Here is a 17,838-nt window from a genome sequence, read left to right as displayed (position 1 = left end):
CTAACAGAGTGCGCACGTGCTGTCCCGACTGTGCGAATGGTTGCTGGAAAGGGGTGAAACGCGCTGGCGTGCGGAGTAGGATGGCGCGATGCTGTGATTGAGGTAGCGAGGATTTCCATGTCAGACACGTTGAACTCAGTGCCCAGGGCGGTCGAGATCGTCAAGCGGGAAAACTGCTTCCAGGGCTTCTACAAGCTCGACAAGGTGCACTTGCGCCACGAGCTGTTCGCGGGCGGCATGGGGCGCGAGATCAGCCGTGAACTGTTCGTGCGTCACGATGCGGTGTGTGTACTACCCTACGACCCGCTGCGCGATGAAGTGGTGCTGATCGAACAGTTCCGCGTCGGTGCAATGGGCAAGGGCGCAAACCCCTGGCTGATCGAAATGGTCGCCGGGCTGATCGACAAGGACGAGCAACCCGAGGAAGTTGCCCACCGCGAAGCCGAGGAAGAGGCGGGCCTGACTTTCAGTGCCCTGTGGCCGATGACCCGCTACTTCCCGTCGCCTGGCGGCAGCGATGAATACGTGCACTTGTTCCTTGGCCACTGCAGCAGCGAAGGGGCAGGCGGGCTGCATGGCCTGGAGGCCGAGGGTGAAGACATTCGCGTGCGGGTCTGGTCGTTCGAAGATGCCTTGCAGGCCGTGCGCGATGGGCGCATCTGCAACGCGGCGACCATCATCGGCTTGCAATGGCTGGCGCTGAACCGTGACGAAGTACGAGGTATGTGGAAGTGAACCTGCTGCGCGAGCGCTATCGAGTCGACCTGGCCGGGCTGCAGGCTGCCTGTGAGGCCAACTATGCCCGGCTGATGCGCTTGCTGCCGGACATGCGTACTACCCAGAGCTCGCGCCGCATTGGTATGACCCAGGGCGACCAGATGCTTGGCGTGCTGGTGCTCGACGTGGTGCTGGCCTGCCCGTACACCACCACCCTGCATATACGTCAGGAGCACAGCTTGCCGTGGCTGCCGGTGCCGCACCTGGAGGTGCAGGTGTATCACGATGCGCGCATGGCCGAAGTGATCAGCGCCGAACATGCCCGGCGCCTGCGCAGCATCTACCCCTACCCGAACGAGGCCATGCACCAGCCAGACGAAAAGGCGCAGCTCAACCTGTTCCTCGGTGAATGGCTGAGTCACTGCCTGGCCTGTGGCCACGAACTGGCAAGCGTTCGCTGACATGCATGTAGACCACCCGCGCCCAGTACATGTGGTGCAACTGACCGACGCCCATCTTTTCGCCGACCCGGCCGGCAGCATGCTGGGCCTCAAGACCCGTGAAAGTTTGGGCCATGTGGTAGCCCAGGTGCGGCGCGAGCAACCGCTTGTCGACTTGCTGTTGTGCACGGGCGATTTGTCCCAGGATGCCAGCGTTGCTTCTTATGAAGCATTTCGTGAGCTGACTGCGCCGTTTGGCGTACCAAGCCGTTGGCTGCCGGGCAACCATGATGAGGCCCGGATCATGGCCGAAGTGGCGCCGGAGTTGGTACAGGCGGTAACCGATATCGGCGCCTGGCGTATTGTGATGCTGAACACGGCGGTGCACGGCGCCACACATGGCTTGCTGGGGGATGACCAGCTGGCAGTGCTGGAGGCCGCGCTGAAAGGGGCGGGCGGGCGCCATTGCCTGGTGTGCTTCCACCATCAACCGGTAGACATCGGCTGCGCCTGGATCGCCCCGATCGGCTTGCGCAATGCCCAGGCGCTGTTTGACATCATTGAAGGGTACCCACAGGTGCGGGCATTGCTGTGGGGGCACGTTCACCAGGAGTGGGATGAAGTGCGCGATGGCCGGCGCCTGCTGGCTACGCCTTCGACCTGCATTCAGTTCGCGGCCCGCAGCGAGGACTTCAAGGTGAGCGAAGAGCAGCCTGGGTACCGCTGGCTGCGCCTGCATGCCGACGGGCGGCTGGAGACCGGGGTGGAGCGGGCGTGGGACTTTGAAGTGAAGCTCGACTTCGATAGCCCAGGTTATTAGCGGGTTGCGCGTTCAACTGTAGGAGCGGCCTTGTGTCGCGAAAGGGCCGCAAAGCGGCCCTGGCAATATCTTCGGCGAAGCTGACATTCTTGGGGGTTGCTTCGCACCCCCATCGCGACACAAGGCCGCTCCTACAGGGTGCCCTGTTGCAGCGGGCTATGGTGAAGAAATTGTTGCGAAACCCGTGACACTGCGTCAAAACCCGGCTAACGCGCTACACTGCGCGTCCCTGCGCCCGCATCATCAGGCGCGAAGCCAAAGATTCCGGGGGCAGCATGTCGGGTTCCATCCTCTATATCCATGGCTTCAACAGCTCGCCGCTTTCCACCAAGGCGCGCCAGCTTGAAGCGGTCATGCAGCAGCTCGGCCTGGCCGACCAGCTGCGGGTGCCCGCCTTGCACCATCACCCACGCCAGGCCATCGCCCAGCTTGAGGCGGCCATCGCCGAACTGGGCGCGCCATTACTGGTGGGCAGTTCGCTCGGCGGCTACTATGCCACCTGTCTGGCGGAGCGCCATGGCCTCAAGGCCTTGCTGGTCAACCCGGCGGTTACCCCGCACAAGCACTTTGACGGCTACCTGGGTACCCAGCGCAACCACTACACCGATGAAACCTGGGAGCTGACCCTGGACCACGTGCAGGCCCTGGCCGAGCTGGAAGTGCCAGCGCCGGTCGATGCCAGCCGCTATCAGGTGTGGCTGCAAACCGCCGACGAAACCCTGGATTACCGCCATGCCGAACGTTATTACCGTGCTTGTGCCCTGCTCATCCAGGCCGGTGGTGACCACAGTTTCCAGGGCTTTGCCGAGCGCCTGCCGGCCCTGCTGGCGTTTGCCGGTATTGCGCGCGGGCAGTATGCAGCGCTCGATTTTTCTGTATTTTGACTTTTTTGCACTCACCAGACTGACGACGAGACCCTATGGCCAATCCCAGCGCTAGCGCCTATAACGCAGACGCCATCGAAGTCCTCTCGGGCCTTGACCCGGTCCGCAAGCGGCCGGGCATGTACACCGACACCAGCCGCCCCAACCACCTGGCCCAGGAAGTGATCGACAACAGTGTCGACGAAGCCCTGGCCGGGCATGCCCGCTCCGTGCAGGTCATTCTGCATGCCGACCACTCGCTGGAAGTCAGCGACGACGGCCGTGGCATGCCGGTTGACATTCACCCCGAAGAGGGCGTGTCCGGGGTCGAGCTGATCCTGACCAAGCTGCACGCCGGCGGCAAGTTCTCCAACAAGAACTACCAGTTCTCCGGTGGCTTGCACGGCGTTGGCATCTCGGTGGTCAACGCCCTGTCGACCCAGGTGCGCGTGCGTGTCAAACGCGACGGCAACGAGTACCAGATGACTTTCGCCGACGGCTTCAAGGCCAGCGAGCTGGAAGTTGTGGGTTCGGTCGGCAAGCGCAACACCGGCACCAGCGTGTATTTCAGCCCCGACCCCAAGTATTTCGATTCGCCGAAATTCTCCATCAGCCGTCTCAAGCACGTGCTCAAGGCCAAGGCCGTGCTGTGCCCAGGCCTGCTGGTCAGCTTCGAGGACAAGGCCAGCGGCGAAAAGGTCGAATGGCACTACGAGGATGGCCTGCGTTCCTACCTGGTCGATTCGGTCAACGAGTTCCAGCGCCTGCCCGATGAGCCGTTCTGCGGTAGCCTGGCCGGTAACAAGGAAGCGGTGGACTGGGCCTTGCTGTGGCTGCCCGAAGGCGGCGACAGCATCCAGGAAAGCTACGTCAACCTGATCCCTACCGCCCAGGGTGGTACCCACGTCAATGGCCTGCGCCAGGGCCTGCTGGATGCCATGCGCGAGTTCTGCGAATTCCGCAACCTGCTGCCGCGCGGGGTCAAGCTGGCACCGGAAGACGTTTGGGAGCGCATCACTTTCGTCCTCTCGATGAAGATGCAGGACCCGCAGTTCTCCGGGCAGACCAAAGAGCGGCTGTCTTCACGCGAGGCGGCGGCATTCGTCTCTGGCGTGGTCAAGGATGCCTTCAGCCTGTGGCTCAACGCCCACCCTGAACTGGGCATGCAACTGGCGGAGCTGGCTATCAGCAATGCCGGCCGCCGCCTCAAGGCCAGCAAGAAGGTCGAGCGCAAGCGCATCACCCAGGGCCCGGCATTGCCCGGCAAGCTGGCCGACTGCGCCGGCCAGGACCCGATGCGTGCCGAGCTGTTCCTGGTCGAGGGTGACTCGGCCGGTGGCTCGGCCAAGCAGGCCCGGGACAAGGAATTCCAGGCCATCCTGCCGCTGCGCGGCAAGATCCTCAACACCTGGGAAGTGGACGGCGGCGAAGTCCTGGCCAGCCAGGAAGTGCACAACATTGCCGTCGCCATCGGCGTCGATCCCGGTGCCACCGACCTGGCGCAACTGCGCTATGGCAAAATCTGCATCCTCGCCGACGCCGACTCCGACGGCCTGCACATTGCCACGCTGTTGTGCGCACTGTTCGTGCAGCACTTCCGTGCACTGGTCGAGGCCGGGCACGTGTATGTGGCCATGCCGCCGCTGTACCGCATCGACCTGGGCAAGGAAATCTACTACGCCCTCGACGAAGCCGAGCGTGATGGCATTCTCGACCGCCTGGTGGCCGAGAAGAAGCGCGGCAAACCCCAAGTCACCCGCTTCAAGGGTTTGGGCGAAATGAACCCGCCACAACTGCGTGAAACCACCATGGACCCGAATACCCGGCGCCTGGTGCAACTGACCCTGGACGACGTGCAGGCGACTTGCGAGCTGATGGACAAGCTGCTGGCCAAGAAGCGCGCCGGTGACCGCAAGAACTGGCTGGAAACCAAAGGTAACCTCGCCGAGGTCATGGTTTGATTCGTCTGCTTCTGGCGGCCTGGCTGGCGCTGGTTGCCCTGCCGGGCCTGGCGGGCGACTGGCCAGAGCTGAAGATGACTGCCGAGCACCCGATAGACGGTATGCGCGGTGGCAACCTGTCTGGCCTGGCGTTCTGCCGGGGGGCGTTGTGGGGTGTGTCCGACCGCGACGATGACCGCATCTACCGCTTCGACCAGCAGAGCGCTACCTGGCGCGCGCAGGCGCTTGTCTTCACTGCGCCGCCGGTGCCGGAAAGCGGCCTGCCGTGGGGCCTGAAGTCACGCAACTGGGCGGCGTCGTACATTCGCGGCGGCGCGCTGGACTTCGAAGGCATCACCTGCGACCAGGCTAACAACCTGTACCTGGTCAGCGAGGCACACGCTGCGGTGCTGCAACTGCCGCCCGAAGGCGAGCCCGACTGGCTCAAGATCGACCCGGCCATGGTCCGTCAGGCGCGGGCCAGTGGCATGCTGCTGAACTTCAATGCGCTGTTCGAAGGGCTGGCAATCAACCCGGCGGGTGACCGCCTGTGGCTGGCGGCCGAGCGCGAGCGGCGTGGCCTGGTGGCCATCGAACGGCAGCAGTCGGTATGGACCTGCGGGCGCGGTTGCGTGCTGCTGAGCGAGGCTGGGGTCGAGATGCAGCCGCCGCAAATGCCAGAGGCCCGGGCCCTGTCGCGCGACTTTTCCGACCTCGCCTGGTTCGAGGGCAAGCTGTTCACCCTTGAGCGCAACGCCTACCGGATATGCCGGCGGGACGCTGACAGCGGCGAGGTCGAGCGCTGCTGGTCGTTCGCCGCCGAGGCGCTGGAGCCGATGCGCCGCTACGATCAGCCGTTCGGCTTGGCCGAGGCGCTGGTGATCGACGGCAAAGGCGCCTGGGTTGGGTTGGACAACAACAACGCTGACCGTGCCGACGGCGAGCGGCGCCCGATCGTATGGCGCTTCGAGGCGCCTCAGGGCGGCTGGGGCGCCAAACCGTGAGCCAGGCACCGGGCAAGCGCGCAGGGCGGGTGCTGATGGTGCTTGCCTGGGCGGCTGCGCTGTTTCTGGCCACGCGCTTTTTCGGCCAGTGGGAAGACAGCCAACGTAACCCCAACCGCCAGGTGCAGTCGGAGCACGGCCAAGGTTTCATCGAGGTGCGCCTGCTGAGTAATGGCCAGGGGCATTTCGTGGTGGATGGCGCGATCAATGGCCAAGTGGTGCACTTCATGCTGGACACCGGGGCCACCGACGTCGCGATCCCCGAAGGGCTGGCCCGCGACCTGAACCTGGCGCGTGGCAGCCCGGTGCTGCTGAGTACCGCCAATGGCCGCACCGAGGGCTACCGCACGAGGCTGGCCAGCCTGCAACTGGGCGACATCCACCTGCAGAACGTACGCGCCATTGTCGTGCCGGGCCTGGATGGCCCCACCGTGCTACTGGGCATGAGTGCCCTGCAACAACTTGAATTTACCCAGCGCGGTGGCACCATGCTGCTGCGCCAGAACCTGAAATGACGAGGCCCGCATGAGCGACTCACTGGAACTCAGCCTGGACGGCGTAGAACGCCGCTCACTGGCTGACTTCACCGAACAGGCCTACCTCAACTACTCCATGTACGTGATCATGGACCGCGCCCTGCCGCATATCGGCGATGGCCTCAAGCCAGTGCAGCGGCGCATTGTCTACGCCATGAGCGAGTTGGGGCTCGATGCCGATGCCAAGCACAAGAAGTCGGCGCGTACCGTCGGTGACGTGCTCGGCAAGTTCCACCCCCATGGCGACTCGGCCTGCTATGAAGCCATGGTGCTGATGGCGCAGCCGTTCAGCTACCGCTACACACTGGTCGATGGCCAGGGCAACTGGGGTGCGCCGGACGATCCGAAGTCGTTCGCGGCGATGCGCTACACCGAAGCGCGGTTGTCCCGCTATGCCGAAGTGCTGCTCAGCGAAGTCGGCCAGGGCACCGTCGACTGGGTGCCCAACTTCGACGGCACCTTGCAGGAGCCCGCCGTGTTGCCGGCACGCCTGCCCAACATTCTGCTCAACGGCACCACTGGTATCGCCGTGGGCATGGCCACCGATGTGCCGCCGCACAACCTGCGTGAAGTGGCCAGCGCCTGCGTGCGCCTGCTCGACGAGCCCAAGGCCACCATCGAGCAGTTGTGCGAGCATATTCAAGGGCCGGACTACCCGACCGAGGCCGAAATCGTCACGCCGCGGGCCGAAATCCTCAAGATGTACGAAAGTGGCCGTGGCTCGATCCGCATGCGCGCCGTGTACCGCGTCGAGGACGGCGACATCGTTGTAACCGCGTTGCCCCACCAGGTCTCGGGGGCCAAGGTGCTGGAGCAGATTGCGGCGCAGATGCAGGCCAAGAAGCTGCCGATGGTGGCCGACCTGCGCGACGAGTCGGATCACGAGAACCCTTGCCGCATCGTCATCATCCCGCGGTCCAACCGTGTGGATGCCGACGAACTGATGCAGCACCTGTTCGCCACCACCGACCTGGAAAGCAGCTACCGGGTCAACGTCAACATCATCGGCCTCGACGGCCGGCCGCAGCTGAAGAACCTGCGCACGATCCTGGTGGAATGGCTGGAGTTTCGTACCCATACCGTTCGTCGCCGGCTGCAGCACCGCCTGGACAAGGTCGAGAAGCGCTTGCACCTGCTGGATGGTTTGCTCACTGCGTTCCTCAACCTGGATGAAGTGATCCACATCATCCGCACCGAGGACCACCCAAAACAGGCGCTGATCGCACGCTTCGGCCTGACCGAAATCCAGGCCGAATACATCCTCGAGACCCGCCTGCGGCAGTTGGCGCGTTTGGAAGAGATGAAAATCCGCGGCGAGCAGGACGAACTGCTGAAAGAGCAAGCCAAGTTGCAGGCGCTGCTGGGCAGCGAAGCCAAACTGCGCAAGCTGGTGCGCAGCGAGCTGATCAAGGATGCCGAAACCTATGGCGACGACCGCCGCTCGCCTATTGTCGAGCGCGCCGAAGCCAAGGCGCTGTCGGAAAACGAGCTGATGCCGACCGAGCCGGTCACCGTGGTGCTGTCGGAAAGAGGCTGGATACGCTGTGCCAAGGGCCACGACATCGACGCGACCGGCTTGTCGTACAAGGCAGGCGACGGCTTCAAGGCCGCTGCTGCTGGCCGCTCCAACCAGTTTGCCGTGCTGATCGACTCGACCGGGCGCAGCTACTCGCTGGCCGCCCACAGCCTGCCTTCGGCGCGTGGCCAGGGTGAGCCGCTGACGGGGCGCCTGACGCCTCCGCCTGGGGCCACCTTCGATTGCGTGCTGCTGCCAGAGGACGATGCGCTGTACGTGGTCGCTTCCGACGCCGGCTACGGCTTCGTGGTCAAGGGTGAAGACCTGCAGGCCAAGAACAAGGCCGGCAAGGGTTTGCTCAGCCTGCCCAACGGCGCCAAGGTCATGACGCCGCGGCCGGTGGCCAACCGTGAGCAGGACTGGCTGGCGGCGGTGACCACGGAAGGCCGCCTGCTGGTGTTCAAGGTCAGCGACTTGCCACAGCTGGGTAAAGGCAAGGGCAACAAGATCATCGGTGTACCCGGCGACCGGGTCGCCAGCCGCGAAGAGTTCGTCACCGACCTGGCCGTGATCGCCGACGGGGCGACCCTTGTATTGCAGGCCGGCAAGCGTACCCTGTCTCTGAAGCCCGACGACCTGGAACACTACAAGGGCGAGCGTGGCCGGCGTGGCAGCAAGCTGCCGCGTGGGTTCCAGCGCGTCGATAGCTTGCAGGTGGAAGTGCCGGCGTAACCGGTGGAAATGTCTGGAACGGCAATTACAGCGCCGTTCCGGGCAGAAACACTGGAGTCGGACGGTTATTTCGCGGATGATATGGCCCTTGCGGCGCCGGCGTGGTCGTGTGCCCGTTTGAATTTATATGTATCACTGCGGTGTGCCTGTAGGCAGCCGCCTGGATGGGATGATGAAATTTCTGCGCCTTCCACTTGCGCTGTTGATGACTGGCCTGCTGGGGCTGGGCGGGTGCACCATGCACCAGCCTGTCGCCTTGTACCAGCTCGACAGTGGTGATCCTGGCCAGCCGTCGCAGAGTGCGGGCATGGCCGTTGTACTCGGGCCGGTATCGGTGGCCGATTACCTGCAGCGCGAGACGTTCCTGCAGCGCCAGGCCGATGGCAGCCTGAGCGCGGCGACCGACGGTCGTTGGGCGGGGAGCCTGTCGTCGGACATCGACCAGTTGCTGGTGCGCCAGCTGGCCTGGCGCCTGGACAGCCAGCGTGTGGTACTGGCCCCGGCAACGGCCGGTTTCACGCCGGATGTACAGGTGCTGCTGTCGATTACCCGCCTGGACTCGGGCAAGGACCAACCGGCCATCCTCGACGCCCAGTGGCGCCTGCTGGACCGCCGTGGCCGCGTACGTGACAACCGTATCGTGCACCTCGAACAGCCACATGAGGGCAGCGAGTCGTCGCAGGTACAGGCCCAGGGCCAATTGCTGCAGAAGCTGGCCGAGCAGCTGAGCACGGCGGTGAAGCCGCTGGCCAACCAGCCGGCAATCGCTGAAGAAACGCCGAAAAAGCCGGCTGCACCGGTGCAGGTGAAGAAGGCGCCGGAAAAGTCCAGAATCCCGATGGCCTCGCCGATCCGCACCGATATGGAAGTCTATCGGTTCTGACCTAACCGTCAGGTGCAAAAAAGCCCGCGATGCTGCGGGCTTTTTCATGTCTGCGTCAAACCATTGCGAGGCTGGGCCCGGGCCCTGTAGGCGCGGCCTGGCGTTGCGAAGAGGCTGCGCGGCAGCCCCAGTGCCCAGCGCAGCCTGTCAGGCCCTACGCTCGTGCATGCGCGCCAGTTGCCGTTCCAGCATCGACGGGTAAGGTTCCAGCAGGCGCTCCACGCAGCAGGCGCCCTCAGGGCTGGCAATCGGGCGAATGCGTGCGCGCTGGCGAATCAGTGCGTCATCGCTGATCTGCCGCTCCACCAGCAACAGGTTGCGGCTGTGCTGCGACAGCGCCAGGGCATCCTGGGCTTTTTCGGCGATCAACACGTCTACCAGCTCCAGCCCGTGCAGATCGTTACCCAATACCAGGCCCAGCTGCAATTGCAAGGTGATGCCGCTGTCGGCCACTTCGATCTGCAGGGCATGGCCCAGGGCGCGCAACAGCTCGCCGCAGCAGATTGCGTTAGTCAGGTAGTCCTCACCACATACGCGGCTGTGGAACAGCACCAGGGTGCTGCCATCGTTGAGTGTGTGCGTTTCGCCGTCGTACAGCGATGCCGCATGCTCCAGGCAGTCACGGTAACGCTCGGTCAGTTCGGTCAGGCGGGTACGCGGCAGACGGCGCAGTTGCTCCTGGGAGCCCAGCTGCACCGCGAGGATGGCGCTGAAGTGCGGTTCGTCGGACTCGTCTACCACTGCGGTTCTTGGTGCAGTGTCGTCGTCGAGCAGGCCGGCGAACGCTTCGTCATCTTCCTCGTCTGGCACTGCGGCGACCTTGGCGCGCGGCGCGGCCTTGGGTGCCGGGCTGGCGTGATGCGGGTCGTCGTACGGTTCATCGTCGTCTTCCTCAGGCTCTGGCTCCGGCTCTGGTGGCGGCGGTGGCGCCAGGCGCGCATGCAGCTGGCGGGCGATGTCGCCGATTTCATCCTGGCGGTCGGTGGCCGGGGTGTAGTACTGCGGGTCGCGCAGCCATACCCGCAACTGCAGCAATGGCAGGGTGATGTAGCGGCCCTGGCGCAAGCTGAGGGCCAAGGCCAGCGCCAGCAGGATGGCCGCCAGAATGCCCATGCTTTGCAGGCTGATCAGCATGGGTTGCTGGAATTGGCTCATGTCCAGGCTGATGCGCAGCTGCCCGGCAGCCACGTCCTGGAAGCTGATCTTGGTCTGGTACACGCCTTCGGCCTCGCCCAGCAGGCTATTGCGCGGGCGTTGCCCGGCTTCGGCGAGGATGCGGTTGTCCACGCTGTAGATGGCCGCGTGGGCCACCAGCGGGTTTTTCACCAGGTTGCCCAGCAGCACGTTGAGGCTGAGGATATCGTTGGCTACCAGCAGTTCGGTCGCCGAAGTGGCCGTTTGCGTGGTCAGGCTCTGGCCGAGGGCGTCGGCCTGCTCGTGCATGGCCTGCTTGAACTGCAGGCCCATCACACAGGCGTAGATCACCAGTGCCAGCGCCACCAGGAAGATGTTGGTGCAGGCGATGCGCAGTGCCAGCGGCACGCGACGTTGACTCAGGGCACGATAGATCATCAGGAAGAAGTTGTCTGGTTTGACGGGCGTGGGCCGGTTCACAGAGCTCGGCTCTTAATGGCAAGAAAGTGGGGGGAGTATAGCGAGCCGGGTTTTGTCGGCAAAGTATCGTTGGCGCCCGATGGTCATGGAAAGTCGGTAGAATGCGCATTTTTCATCGAAGTCGGAGCCAGGTTGTGCGCGAAATCGTCCTGATCAACATCACCGGTGAGGACCGTCCCGGTCTCACTGCGGCAATCACCGGCGTCCTGCTGCAGGGCGGTGTGAGTATCCTCGACATCGGCCTGGCGGTCATGCACGGCACCCTGTCGTTCGGCATCCTGGTCGATATCCCTGACAACGAAGTGGCAACTGCCTTGCTGCAGGGTGTGCAAGCCAAGGCCCACGAGCTGAACCTGCAGGCCCGTTATACGCCGATTTCCGAGGCGGACTACCAGCACTGGGCCGACGGCCATGGTGAGGCGCGCCATGTGGTGACCCTGCTCAGCCGCAAGATCACCCCCGAGCAACTGCAGCGGGTCAGTGCGGTGATCAGCCAGTACGGCCTGACGATCGAACGCATCGAGCGGCTGTCGGCCCGGGTGGCGCTGGACGCCGACACCGACAAGGGCAAGGCGGCGGTCGAGATATCCGTGCGTGGGGTGCCGAGCGATGCCCAGGCCCTGCGTGCCGATTTCTTCGCCCTGGCGCAGGCGCTGAGCGTCGACATTGCCTTCCAGAAAGACGACCTGTTCCGCCGCAACCGCCGCCTGGCGGTATTCGACATGGATTCGACGCTGATCGAGGCCGAAGTCATCGACGAGCTGGCCAAGGCGGCTGGCGTGGGTGAGCAGGTGGCGGCGATCACCGAACGGGCCATGCGTGGCGAGCTGGACTTCCGCGCCAGTTTCAAGGAGCGCATGGCGCTGCTCAAGGGCCTGGATGTGGGCGTGCTGGACGAAATCGGCGCCTCGCTGCGCCTGACCGAAGGCGCGGAAAACCTGTTCGCCGAGCTCAAGCGCCTGGGTTACAAGACTGCCATCCTGTCCGGTGGGTTTACCTATTTTGCCCGCCAGGTGCAGGCGCGCCTGGGTATCGACTATGTGTTCGCCAACGAGCTGGAAGTGGTGGATGGCAAGGTGACTGGTGTGGCGGTCGAGCCGATCGTCGATGCCCAGCGCAAGGCCGAACTGCTGCAGAAACTGGCCAGCGATGAGGGCTTGCAACTGGAACAGACCATTGCCGTGGGCGATGGCGCCAACGACCTGCCAATGCTGGCACTCGCCGGCCTGGGCGTGGCATTCCGCGCCAAGCCGCTGGTGCGCCAGTCGGCCAAGCAGGCGATTTCTACCCTGGGCCTGGATGGCGTGTTGTACCTGTTGGGCTTGCGCGACCGCGACGCGCGCGGCTGATCCGGAAATTTGGGGCTGCTTTGCAGCCCTTCGCGGGCATGCCCGCTCCCACAGGTTGAACGCGACCTCACTCTGTGGGGCGGGCATGCCCGCGAAGGGCCGCAAAGCGGCCCAGGTTTTATAAGGCCTTCAAGCCTGCACAGGCGCCGCCAGCAGCTGCCCCATGCGCACGGCAGACCCGGCACCCAGGCTTTCGGCCCACTTCACCTGCTGCGGCCCGAACAACACGATGGCCGTTGAACCCAGCTTGAAGCGCCCCAACTCGGCACCTTTCTCCAGGTGGATCGGCGCACGGCTGGCGTCGTCGTATCGGAAGGTCTTCAGCTCGCGCTTGGGCGGCGTCACCAGGCCGGCCCACACGGTCTCGATCGAAGCAACGATCATCGCACCCACCAGCACCACGGCCATCGGCCCGCGTTCGGTGTCGAACAGGCAGACCACCCGCTCGTTGCGGGCGAACAGCTCGGGCACGTTTTCGGCAGTGGTCTGGTTCACCGAGAACAGCCGGCCCGGCACGTAGACCATCTCGCGCAGGGTGCCGGCCAGCGGCATGTGGACGCGGTGGTAGTCCTTGGGCGACAAGTAGATGGTGGCGAACTCACCGCCCATGAACGGGGCGGCCAGCGCCGGGTCACCGCCCAGCAGCTCCTGCGCGCTGAAACCGTGGCCTTTGGCCTGGAAGATGCGGCCATGCTCGATCGGGCCAAGCTGGCTCACGGCGCCGTCGGCGGGGCACAGGATGGCCCCCGGGGTTTCATCCAGCGGGCGGGCGCCCGGCTTCAGGGCGCGGGTGAAGAATGCGTTGAAGTGCTCGTAGGCGCTCAGGTCTTCGACCAGCGCCTGGCTCATGTCGACCTGGTAGCGCTTGGCGAACCAGGCGGTGAAGGCGTTCTTGAACCAGCGCACGCGGCACTCGGCGACGCAGCCGGCCAACCGCGACAGCAGGTGGTGCGGCAGCAGGTACTGGCTGATGATGAACAGACGGGATTTCATGCAGGTTCCTTAAACTTCTACAGGCGTGTCCGGGTGGTTGCCCCATTCGCTCCACGAGCCGGCATAAGCCTTGACGCGTGGGTAGCCGAGGGCCTTGGCCACCAAATAGGTGAAACCGGAGCGGCGGTGGGACTGGCAATGGGTAACCACCTCCTTGTCGGGGGTGATGCCCAGGCTTTGCAACACTTCGGCGATATCCTTGCGGATGCGCAGGTGGTCGTTGAGGTCCATGCCGGCGGTCCACTCGAAGTTGACCGCACCAGGGATGTGACCGCCCTTGGCCGACAACACTTTTTCGCCGTTGAATTCCTGTGGGGCGCGGGCGTCCCAGATCACCAGGTCTTCGGCGCCCAGGCGGCTTTGCAGGTACTCGCGGGTGGCTGTAGGTGCAGTGTCGAGGTGCAGGTGCACCGGGGCGGTACTGGGTGCAGGCACTTCGGTGGACAGCTTGTCGGCTGGCCAGGCCTGGATACCGCCATTGAGGTAGTGGTAGCGCGTATGGCCGATCACGTCGAGCAGCCAGATGAAACGCCCCGCCCAACCACCGCCTTCATCGTCATACACCACGTAGACGGCATCATCACGGTGGCCGAGTTCGCTGAACAGTTTTTCCAGTTCGCCCAGGGGCGGCAGCAGACCAGGGGCGGGTGGCTGGCCGAGCTGGGTGCGCTTGCCCTCGACAAAGCGGGCGCCGGGGATATGCCCGCTGACATAGCGGTTGGCGCTGCTCAGGTCGACCAGGATCAACTGCGGTGAATCCAGGCGCGGCAGCAGGTCTGCAGCTTCGATCACCAGGGGCAGGCCGGAAAAGTCGGTCATCCACGGTCTCCAGAGTGGAAAGAGGAGCGATTGTAGCGCAAGGCTCAGGCTTTGCGGTTGGCGAACAGCGACAGTGCCCGCTCGATGCATTGCACGGTTTTGCCGAAGGCTTGCACGCTGATGTCGGCCATGGGCCTGCAAGCCTGGTCGGCCACCAGCAGCATGAGCACCTGATCGTTCACTGCCAGCGAGCGCAGCAGCACATGCTCACTGCGGAACAGGGCGCGCAGCGGGGCTGGCAGCAGCGCGGCGAACTGGCTGTGGTTCTGCGGGGTGATGCGCAGCTGCCCGGCCTGGCTCATCAGTTTTTGCAGCAGTTTGTTCTGCGCCACTTGCAGGGCCAGGCCCCCGGCTTCCTTGGGCAAACCGGCGGTCTGCTGCACGCGCAGGGTGTCGGTGCTCTTGTCCAGGCTCAGCAGCATGATGCGTTGCATGCCGCAGGCCAGCAGGGCCTCTTGTGCCTGGGTGGCCAGGTGCACGGTATTGGTGAACGGGCTGGGTTGCGCCAGCAGGTGCTGGCACAGTGTGCGCCAGCGCGCCAACTCTTCACTGCTGGGCGGTGGCACCGCCAGCATGTCCGGGTGCGGGCGGCGCTGGTGCCACGGCCATATCAGCGCCTCGGCCGGGTGGAACAGTGCATGCCGGGCATGGCGACGGGCGCTGGCGGCCGCCTGCTGGTGAACTTGCTGCTGCACGTCTTCCAGCGAAGTCTGCAGGTACAGGGCGGTCAGCAGCTGCCAGCGTAACAAGTGCGGGTTGTCCCAGCCGACCTGCGCCGCCAGGGCCAGGTTGTTGGCCAGCAATACGGTATTGGCCGGCTGGTTGAACCAGCGCCGCAGGCCGGGCTCTGCGTCCAGGCGGTGTTGCTGGCTGAGCAGGTCTTCGTCGCGGGCGATGCTCAGCACCTGGGCCAGTTGCTCGCGCTCTTCCAGCAGCAGGCGGTAACCCTGGGTCACCCATTGCGGCAGGCGCCAGTATTCGGCCATGGTCTGGCACAGCGCCATTATGCGCACGCCAAACAGTTCTTCCTCGACATGGGCGGCCTCTTCACCCTTGTGGATCACCCGCAGCTCCCAGGTGTCGAGCAGCTTCGGGTAGGCCAGTGCCAGCGGCCAGAGGGGCGACAGGAACAGCAGGCTACCCCAGTGGATTTCCTGCCACAGCCGCGCCAGGCGGCTGGCGAACAGGCCGCTGGCCTGCTGCGCTGCGTGCTGGCTGATCATCTGGAACTGGCACAGAACCGGCGGGATTTCTTCAACAGGCACTGCCGGCAGGCGCTTGAGCAACAGCTCGCTGCGCTCCAGGCCGAGCCGGTTGAGGGCCACTTCAAGGCTTTCGGCCGGTTCGGCCATGCTGGCGTTGGTGGCGTGGTTGGCCTCACGCATCACCGACAACACCAGCGCCGGGCTATCTTGCATCAGTTCGGCGATGTCGCGCAGCGAGCGGCGGCTATCGTGGATGGCCGCCATGACCCGGTCGTAGCTGTGCTTCGGCACCGGGATGCGAACACTCTCGAGCAGCTTGACCCAGGCCTCTAGCGTTCGCGGAGCCTGAGCGGGCACCTTGGTTTCAATTGGCATTTTGACATCAGTCCGAACTGGCTTTTCGCATTGTGTGGCTATAGTCTGGCGCAGTTCTGCCGATAAGTAGAAGAAGAGTTTTACAGCTCTCGTCTCTTCCCCTGACCACGACAGCAAGTGCTTTGAACCTATGGCTAAAATTATCGGCATCATCGTCGTATTCGCGAGCGTGCTCGGCGGCTACGTGCTTTCCCACGGCAAGATCGCGGCGCTGATCCAGCCGTTCGAAGTACTGATTATCGGCGGTGCGGCCTTTGGTGCATTCCTGCAGGCCAACCCTGGCTACATGACCATGCACGTCATCAAGAAGTCGATGAAGATGTTCGGCTCGCGCTTCAGCCATGCGTTCTACCTTGAAGTGCTGGGGCTGGTGTACGAAATCCTCAACAAGAGCCGTCGCGAAGGCATGATGGCCATCGAGGCCGACATCGAAGACGCCGCCGCCAGCCCGATTTTCGCCAAGTACCCCACGGTACTGGCCGATGAGCGCATGACCGCGTTCGTCTGCGACTACCTGCGCATCATGTCTACCGGCAACATGGCCCCGCACGAGCTCGAGGGCCTGTTCGACATGGAGCTGCTGAGCATGAAGGAAGAGCTTGAGCACCCGTCCCATGCGGTGACCGGCATCGCCGATGGCATGCCCGGCTTCGGTATCGTAGCGGCGGTGCTGGGTATCGTGGTGACCATGGCCTCGCTGGGCGATGGGGACCAGGCGGCCATCGGCATGCACGTGGGTGCGGCGCTGGTCGGTACGTTCTTCGGTATTCTCGCGGCCTACGGCTTCTTCGGCCCGCTGGCCAAGTGCCTGGAGCACGACGCCAAGGAAGAGCTGAACCTGTACGAGTCGATCAAGGCATCGCTGGTGGCCTCGGCTTCGGGCATGCCGCCGTCGCTGGCGGTCGAGTTCGGGCGCAAGGTGCTGTACCCCAAGCACCGCCCAAGCTTCGCCGAGCTGGAACAAGCGGTTCGCGGTCGCTGATTCATGGAGAACAATCAGCCCATCATCGTCAAGCGCGTCAAGCGCTTTGGCGGCGGCCATCACGGTGGCGCCTGGAAAATCGCCTTTGCCGACTTCGCCACGGCGATGATGGCGTTCTTCCTGGTGCTGTGGCTGTTGTCCACGGCCACGCCTGAGCAGAAGATCGCCATTGCCGGTTACTTCCAGGACCCGATCGGGTTCTCCGAAAGTGGTACGCCCTACGTCATCGACCTGGGTGGTTCCCCCGAAATGGCGCCGGACAAAACCATCAACCCGGAAGTGAAAACCGAGCCCACGCAGCCGTCGCCTACCCAGCTGGACAAGGACCAGGTGGAGACCATGGCCGAGCAGGTCGAGCGCGAGCGCCTTGAATTGCTGTTGCAGGAGCTGCAGAACAAGGTCGAAGAGAACCCGCAACTGCAGAAGTTCAAGGACCAGATCCTGTTCGAGATCACCCAGGATGGCCTGCGTATCCAGATCATGGACGCCGAGAACCGTCCGATGTTCGATATCGGCAGTGCGCGCCTGCAGCCATATTTCGAAGACATTCTGTTGGCCATGGCCGATACCATCAAGGCAGTGCCCAACAAGATCAGCATCAGCGGCCACACCGACGCCAAACCGTATGCCGGCACTGGCGAGTTCGGCAACTGGGAGCTGTCGGCCAACCGCGCCAATGCCGCACGCCGGGCATTGGTGGCAGGTGGGTACCCGGACGGCCAGGTGGCTCGGGTGGTGGGGTATGCATCGTCATCGCTGTTCGACCGCAAGAACCCGTTCAACCCGGTAAACCGCCGCATCGACATCATCGTGCTGACCAAGAAGGCCCAGCGCAACATCGAGGGTGAGCAGGGCGAACAGGGTGCACCGCAAGCGCCGGCAGCCCCGCCTGCGGCCCCGCCGGCCAGTGGCGCGGCGCCCGGTGCCGGGGCCGATCAGGCGCCGATGCAACCACGTGAACTGCGCCAGAAGCTGAACATCTTCGAGGATGGCACGCTGAAGATGGACGAGAGCAAGGAGCAGTAGGCCCCGCGGAACCTTGCACGGCGT

16 protein-coding genes are annotated in these 17,838 nt (G+C 64.2%); 12 read left to right on the top strand and 4 right to left on the bottom strand.

Features of this window, described 5'->3' with window-relative positions; all coding sequences use genetic code 11:
• Positions 1–117 precede the first annotated feature (117 nt).
• From K4A76_RS21340 to K4A76_RS21300, 9 genes are all read left to right on the top strand, one after another.
• On the top strand, positions 118–735 hold the full coding sequence (locus K4A76_RS21340; RefSeq protein ID WP_274411097.1) for an NUDIX domain-containing protein: 618 nt from the start codon (positions 118–120) through the stop codon (positions 733–735).
• Positions 726–1,178: a DUF1249 domain-containing protein gene (locus K4A76_RS21335; RefSeq protein ID WP_009681331.1), complete on the top strand. Its 453-nt coding sequence runs from the start codon at positions 726–728 to the stop codon at positions 1,176–1,178. Before K4A76_RS21340 ends, K4A76_RS21335 begins: the two co-directional genes overlap by 10 nt.
• Position 1,179: 1 nt before the next feature.
• Positions 1,180–1,977: a 3',5'-cyclic-AMP phosphodiesterase gene (gene cpdA / locus K4A76_RS21330; protein ID WP_274411096.1), complete on the top strand. Its 798-nt coding sequence runs from the start codon at positions 1,180–1,182 to the stop codon at positions 1,975–1,977.
• Between the two features lie 275 nt (positions 1,978–2,252).
• Positions 2,253–2,861, top strand: a complete 609-nt coding sequence (locus K4A76_RS21325) for a YqiA/YcfP family alpha/beta fold hydrolase (RefSeq protein WP_274411095.1) — start codon at positions 2,253–2,255, stop codon at positions 2,859–2,861.
• Between the two features lie 35 nt (positions 2,862–2,896).
• Positions 2,897–4,801 (top strand): DNA topoisomerase IV subunit B, encoded by a 1,905-nt coding sequence (parE, locus tag K4A76_RS21320; RefSeq protein ID WP_009681328.1) that lies wholly within the window; start codon positions 2,897–2,899, stop codon positions 4,799–4,801.
• Positions 4,798–5,784 carry an esterase-like activity of phytase family protein gene (locus tag K4A76_RS21315; protein ID WP_274411094.1) on the top strand — a complete coding sequence of 329 codons (987 nt, stop codon included), beginning with the start codon at positions 4,798–4,800 and terminating at the stop codon, positions 5,782–5,784. The genes parE and K4A76_RS21315 overlap by 4 nt, the downstream gene beginning before the upstream one ends.
• Positions 5,781–6,299, top strand: coding sequence for a retropepsin-like aspartic protease family protein (locus K4A76_RS21310; RefSeq protein WP_009681325.1), 519 nt, complete (start codon positions 5,781–5,783; stop codon positions 6,297–6,299). Before K4A76_RS21315 ends, K4A76_RS21310 begins: the two co-directional genes overlap by 4 nt.
• A gap of 10 nt (positions 6,300–6,309) precedes the next feature.
• Positions 6,310–8,568 carry a DNA topoisomerase IV subunit A gene (parC, locus tag K4A76_RS21305; protein ID WP_274411093.1) on the top strand — a complete coding sequence of 753 codons (2,259 nt, stop codon included), beginning with the start codon at positions 6,310–6,312 and terminating at the stop codon, positions 8,566–8,568.
• 172 nt (positions 8,569–8,740) lie between these two features.
• Positions 8,741–9,451 carry a PqiC family protein gene (locus K4A76_RS21300; protein ID WP_009681322.1) on the top strand — a complete coding sequence of 237 codons (711 nt, stop codon included), beginning with the start codon at positions 8,741–8,743 and terminating at the stop codon, positions 9,449–9,451.
• A gap of 147 nt (positions 9,452–9,598) precedes the next feature.
• Here K4A76_RS21300 and K4A76_RS21295 read toward each other — a convergent pair whose 3' ends face one another.
• Positions 9,599–11,065, bottom strand: coding sequence for an AhpA/YtjB family protein (locus tag K4A76_RS21295; protein ID WP_274411092.1), 1,467 nt, complete (start codon positions 11,063–11,065; stop codon positions 9,599–9,601).
• A 134-nt stretch (positions 11,066–11,199) separates the two neighbouring features.
• Here K4A76_RS21295 and serB point away from each other — a divergent pair, with 134 nt between their 5' ends.
• Positions 11,200–12,414, top strand: coding sequence for a phosphoserine phosphatase SerB (gene serB, locus K4A76_RS21290; RefSeq protein WP_009681320.1), 1,215 nt, complete (start codon positions 11,200–11,202; stop codon positions 12,412–12,414).
• 129 nt (positions 12,415–12,543) lie between these two features.
• Here the strand turns inward: serB and asd are convergent, their stop codons facing one another.
• From asd to K4A76_RS21275, 3 genes are read right to left on the bottom strand one after another with little or no spacing between them, the layout of a single operon-like run.
• The gene (gene asd, locus K4A76_RS21285) at positions 12,544–13,407 is read right to left on the bottom strand and encodes an archaetidylserine decarboxylase (protein WP_274411091.1); all 864 of its coding nucleotides are present in this window, start codon (positions 13,405–13,407) and stop codon (positions 12,544–12,546) included.
• 9 nt (positions 13,408–13,416) lie between these two features.
• The gene (locus K4A76_RS21280) at positions 13,417–14,226 is read right to left on the bottom strand and encodes a rhodanese-like domain-containing protein (protein ID WP_274411090.1); all 810 of its coding nucleotides are present in this window, start codon (positions 14,224–14,226) and stop codon (positions 13,417–13,419) included.
• 44 nt (positions 14,227–14,270) lie between these two features.
• Complete coding sequence (locus K4A76_RS21275; protein WP_029887863.1) at positions 14,271–15,806, bottom strand: HDOD domain-containing protein; 1,536 nt, start codon at positions 15,804–15,806, stop codon at positions 14,271–14,273.
• 130 nt (positions 15,807–15,936) lie between these two features.
• Between K4A76_RS21275 and motA the strand changes: the two genes are divergently transcribed.
• Both motA and motB read left to right on the top strand, forming a co-directional pair.
• On the top strand, positions 15,937–16,788 hold the full coding sequence (gene motA, locus K4A76_RS21270; RefSeq protein WP_009681315.1) for a flagellar motor stator protein MotA: 852 nt from the start codon (positions 15,937–15,939) through the stop codon (positions 16,786–16,788).
• A gap of 3 nt (positions 16,789–16,791) precedes the next feature.
• Positions 16,792–17,814: a flagellar motor protein MotB gene (gene motB / locus K4A76_RS21265; RefSeq protein ID WP_054912833.1), complete on the top strand. Its 1,023-nt coding sequence runs from the start codon at positions 16,792–16,794 to the stop codon at positions 17,812–17,814.
• The last annotated feature ends 24 nt before the right edge of the window (positions 17,815–17,838 follow it).

This window comes from Pseudomonas sp. NEEL19, assembly GCF_028751975.1.
Classification (GTDB): domain Bacteria; phylum Pseudomonadota; class Gammaproteobacteria; order Pseudomonadales; family Pseudomonadaceae; genus Aquipseudomonas; species Aquipseudomonas juntendi.
This window is presented reverse-complemented; position numbering and strand designations above follow the sequence as displayed.

Coding starts and splice junctions, on each gene's coding strand:
- K4A76_RS21340 (WP_274411097.1), top strand. CDS start 118: ATGTCAGACACGTTGAACTCAGTGCCCAGGGCGGTCGAGATCGTCAAG.
- cpdA (WP_274411096.1), top strand. CDS start 1,180: ATGCATGTAGACCACCCGCGCCCAGTACATGTGGTGCAACTGACCGAC.
- K4A76_RS21325 (WP_274411095.1), top strand. CDS start 2,253: ATGTCGGGTTCCATCCTCTATATCCATGGCTTCAACAGCTCGCCGCTT.
- parE (WP_009681328.1), top strand. CDS start 2,897: ATGGCCAATCCCAGCGCTAGCGCCTATAACGCAGACGCCATCGAAGTC.
- parC (WP_274411093.1), top strand. CDS start 6,310: ATGAGCGACTCACTGGAACTCAGCCTGGACGGCGTAGAACGCCGCTCA.
- K4A76_RS21300 (WP_009681322.1), top strand. CDS start 8,741: ATGAAATTTCTGCGCCTTCCACTTGCGCTGTTGATGACTGGCCTGCTG.
- asd (WP_274411091.1), bottom strand. CDS start 13,407: ATGAAATCCCGTCTGTTCATCATCAGCCAGTACCTGCTGCCGCACCAC.
- K4A76_RS21280 (WP_274411090.1), bottom strand. CDS start 14,226: ATGACCGACTTTTCCGGCCTGCCCCTGGTGATCGAAGCTGCAGACCTG.
- K4A76_RS21275 (WP_029887863.1), bottom strand. CDS start 15,806: ATGCCAATTGAAACCAAGGTGCCCGCTCAGGCTCCGCGAACGCTAGAG.
- motA (WP_009681315.1), top strand. CDS start 15,937: ATGGCTAAAATTATCGGCATCATCGTCGTATTCGCGAGCGTGCTCGGC.
- motB (WP_054912833.1), top strand. CDS start 16,792: ATGGAGAACAATCAGCCCATCATCGTCAAGCGCGTCAAGCGCTTTGGC.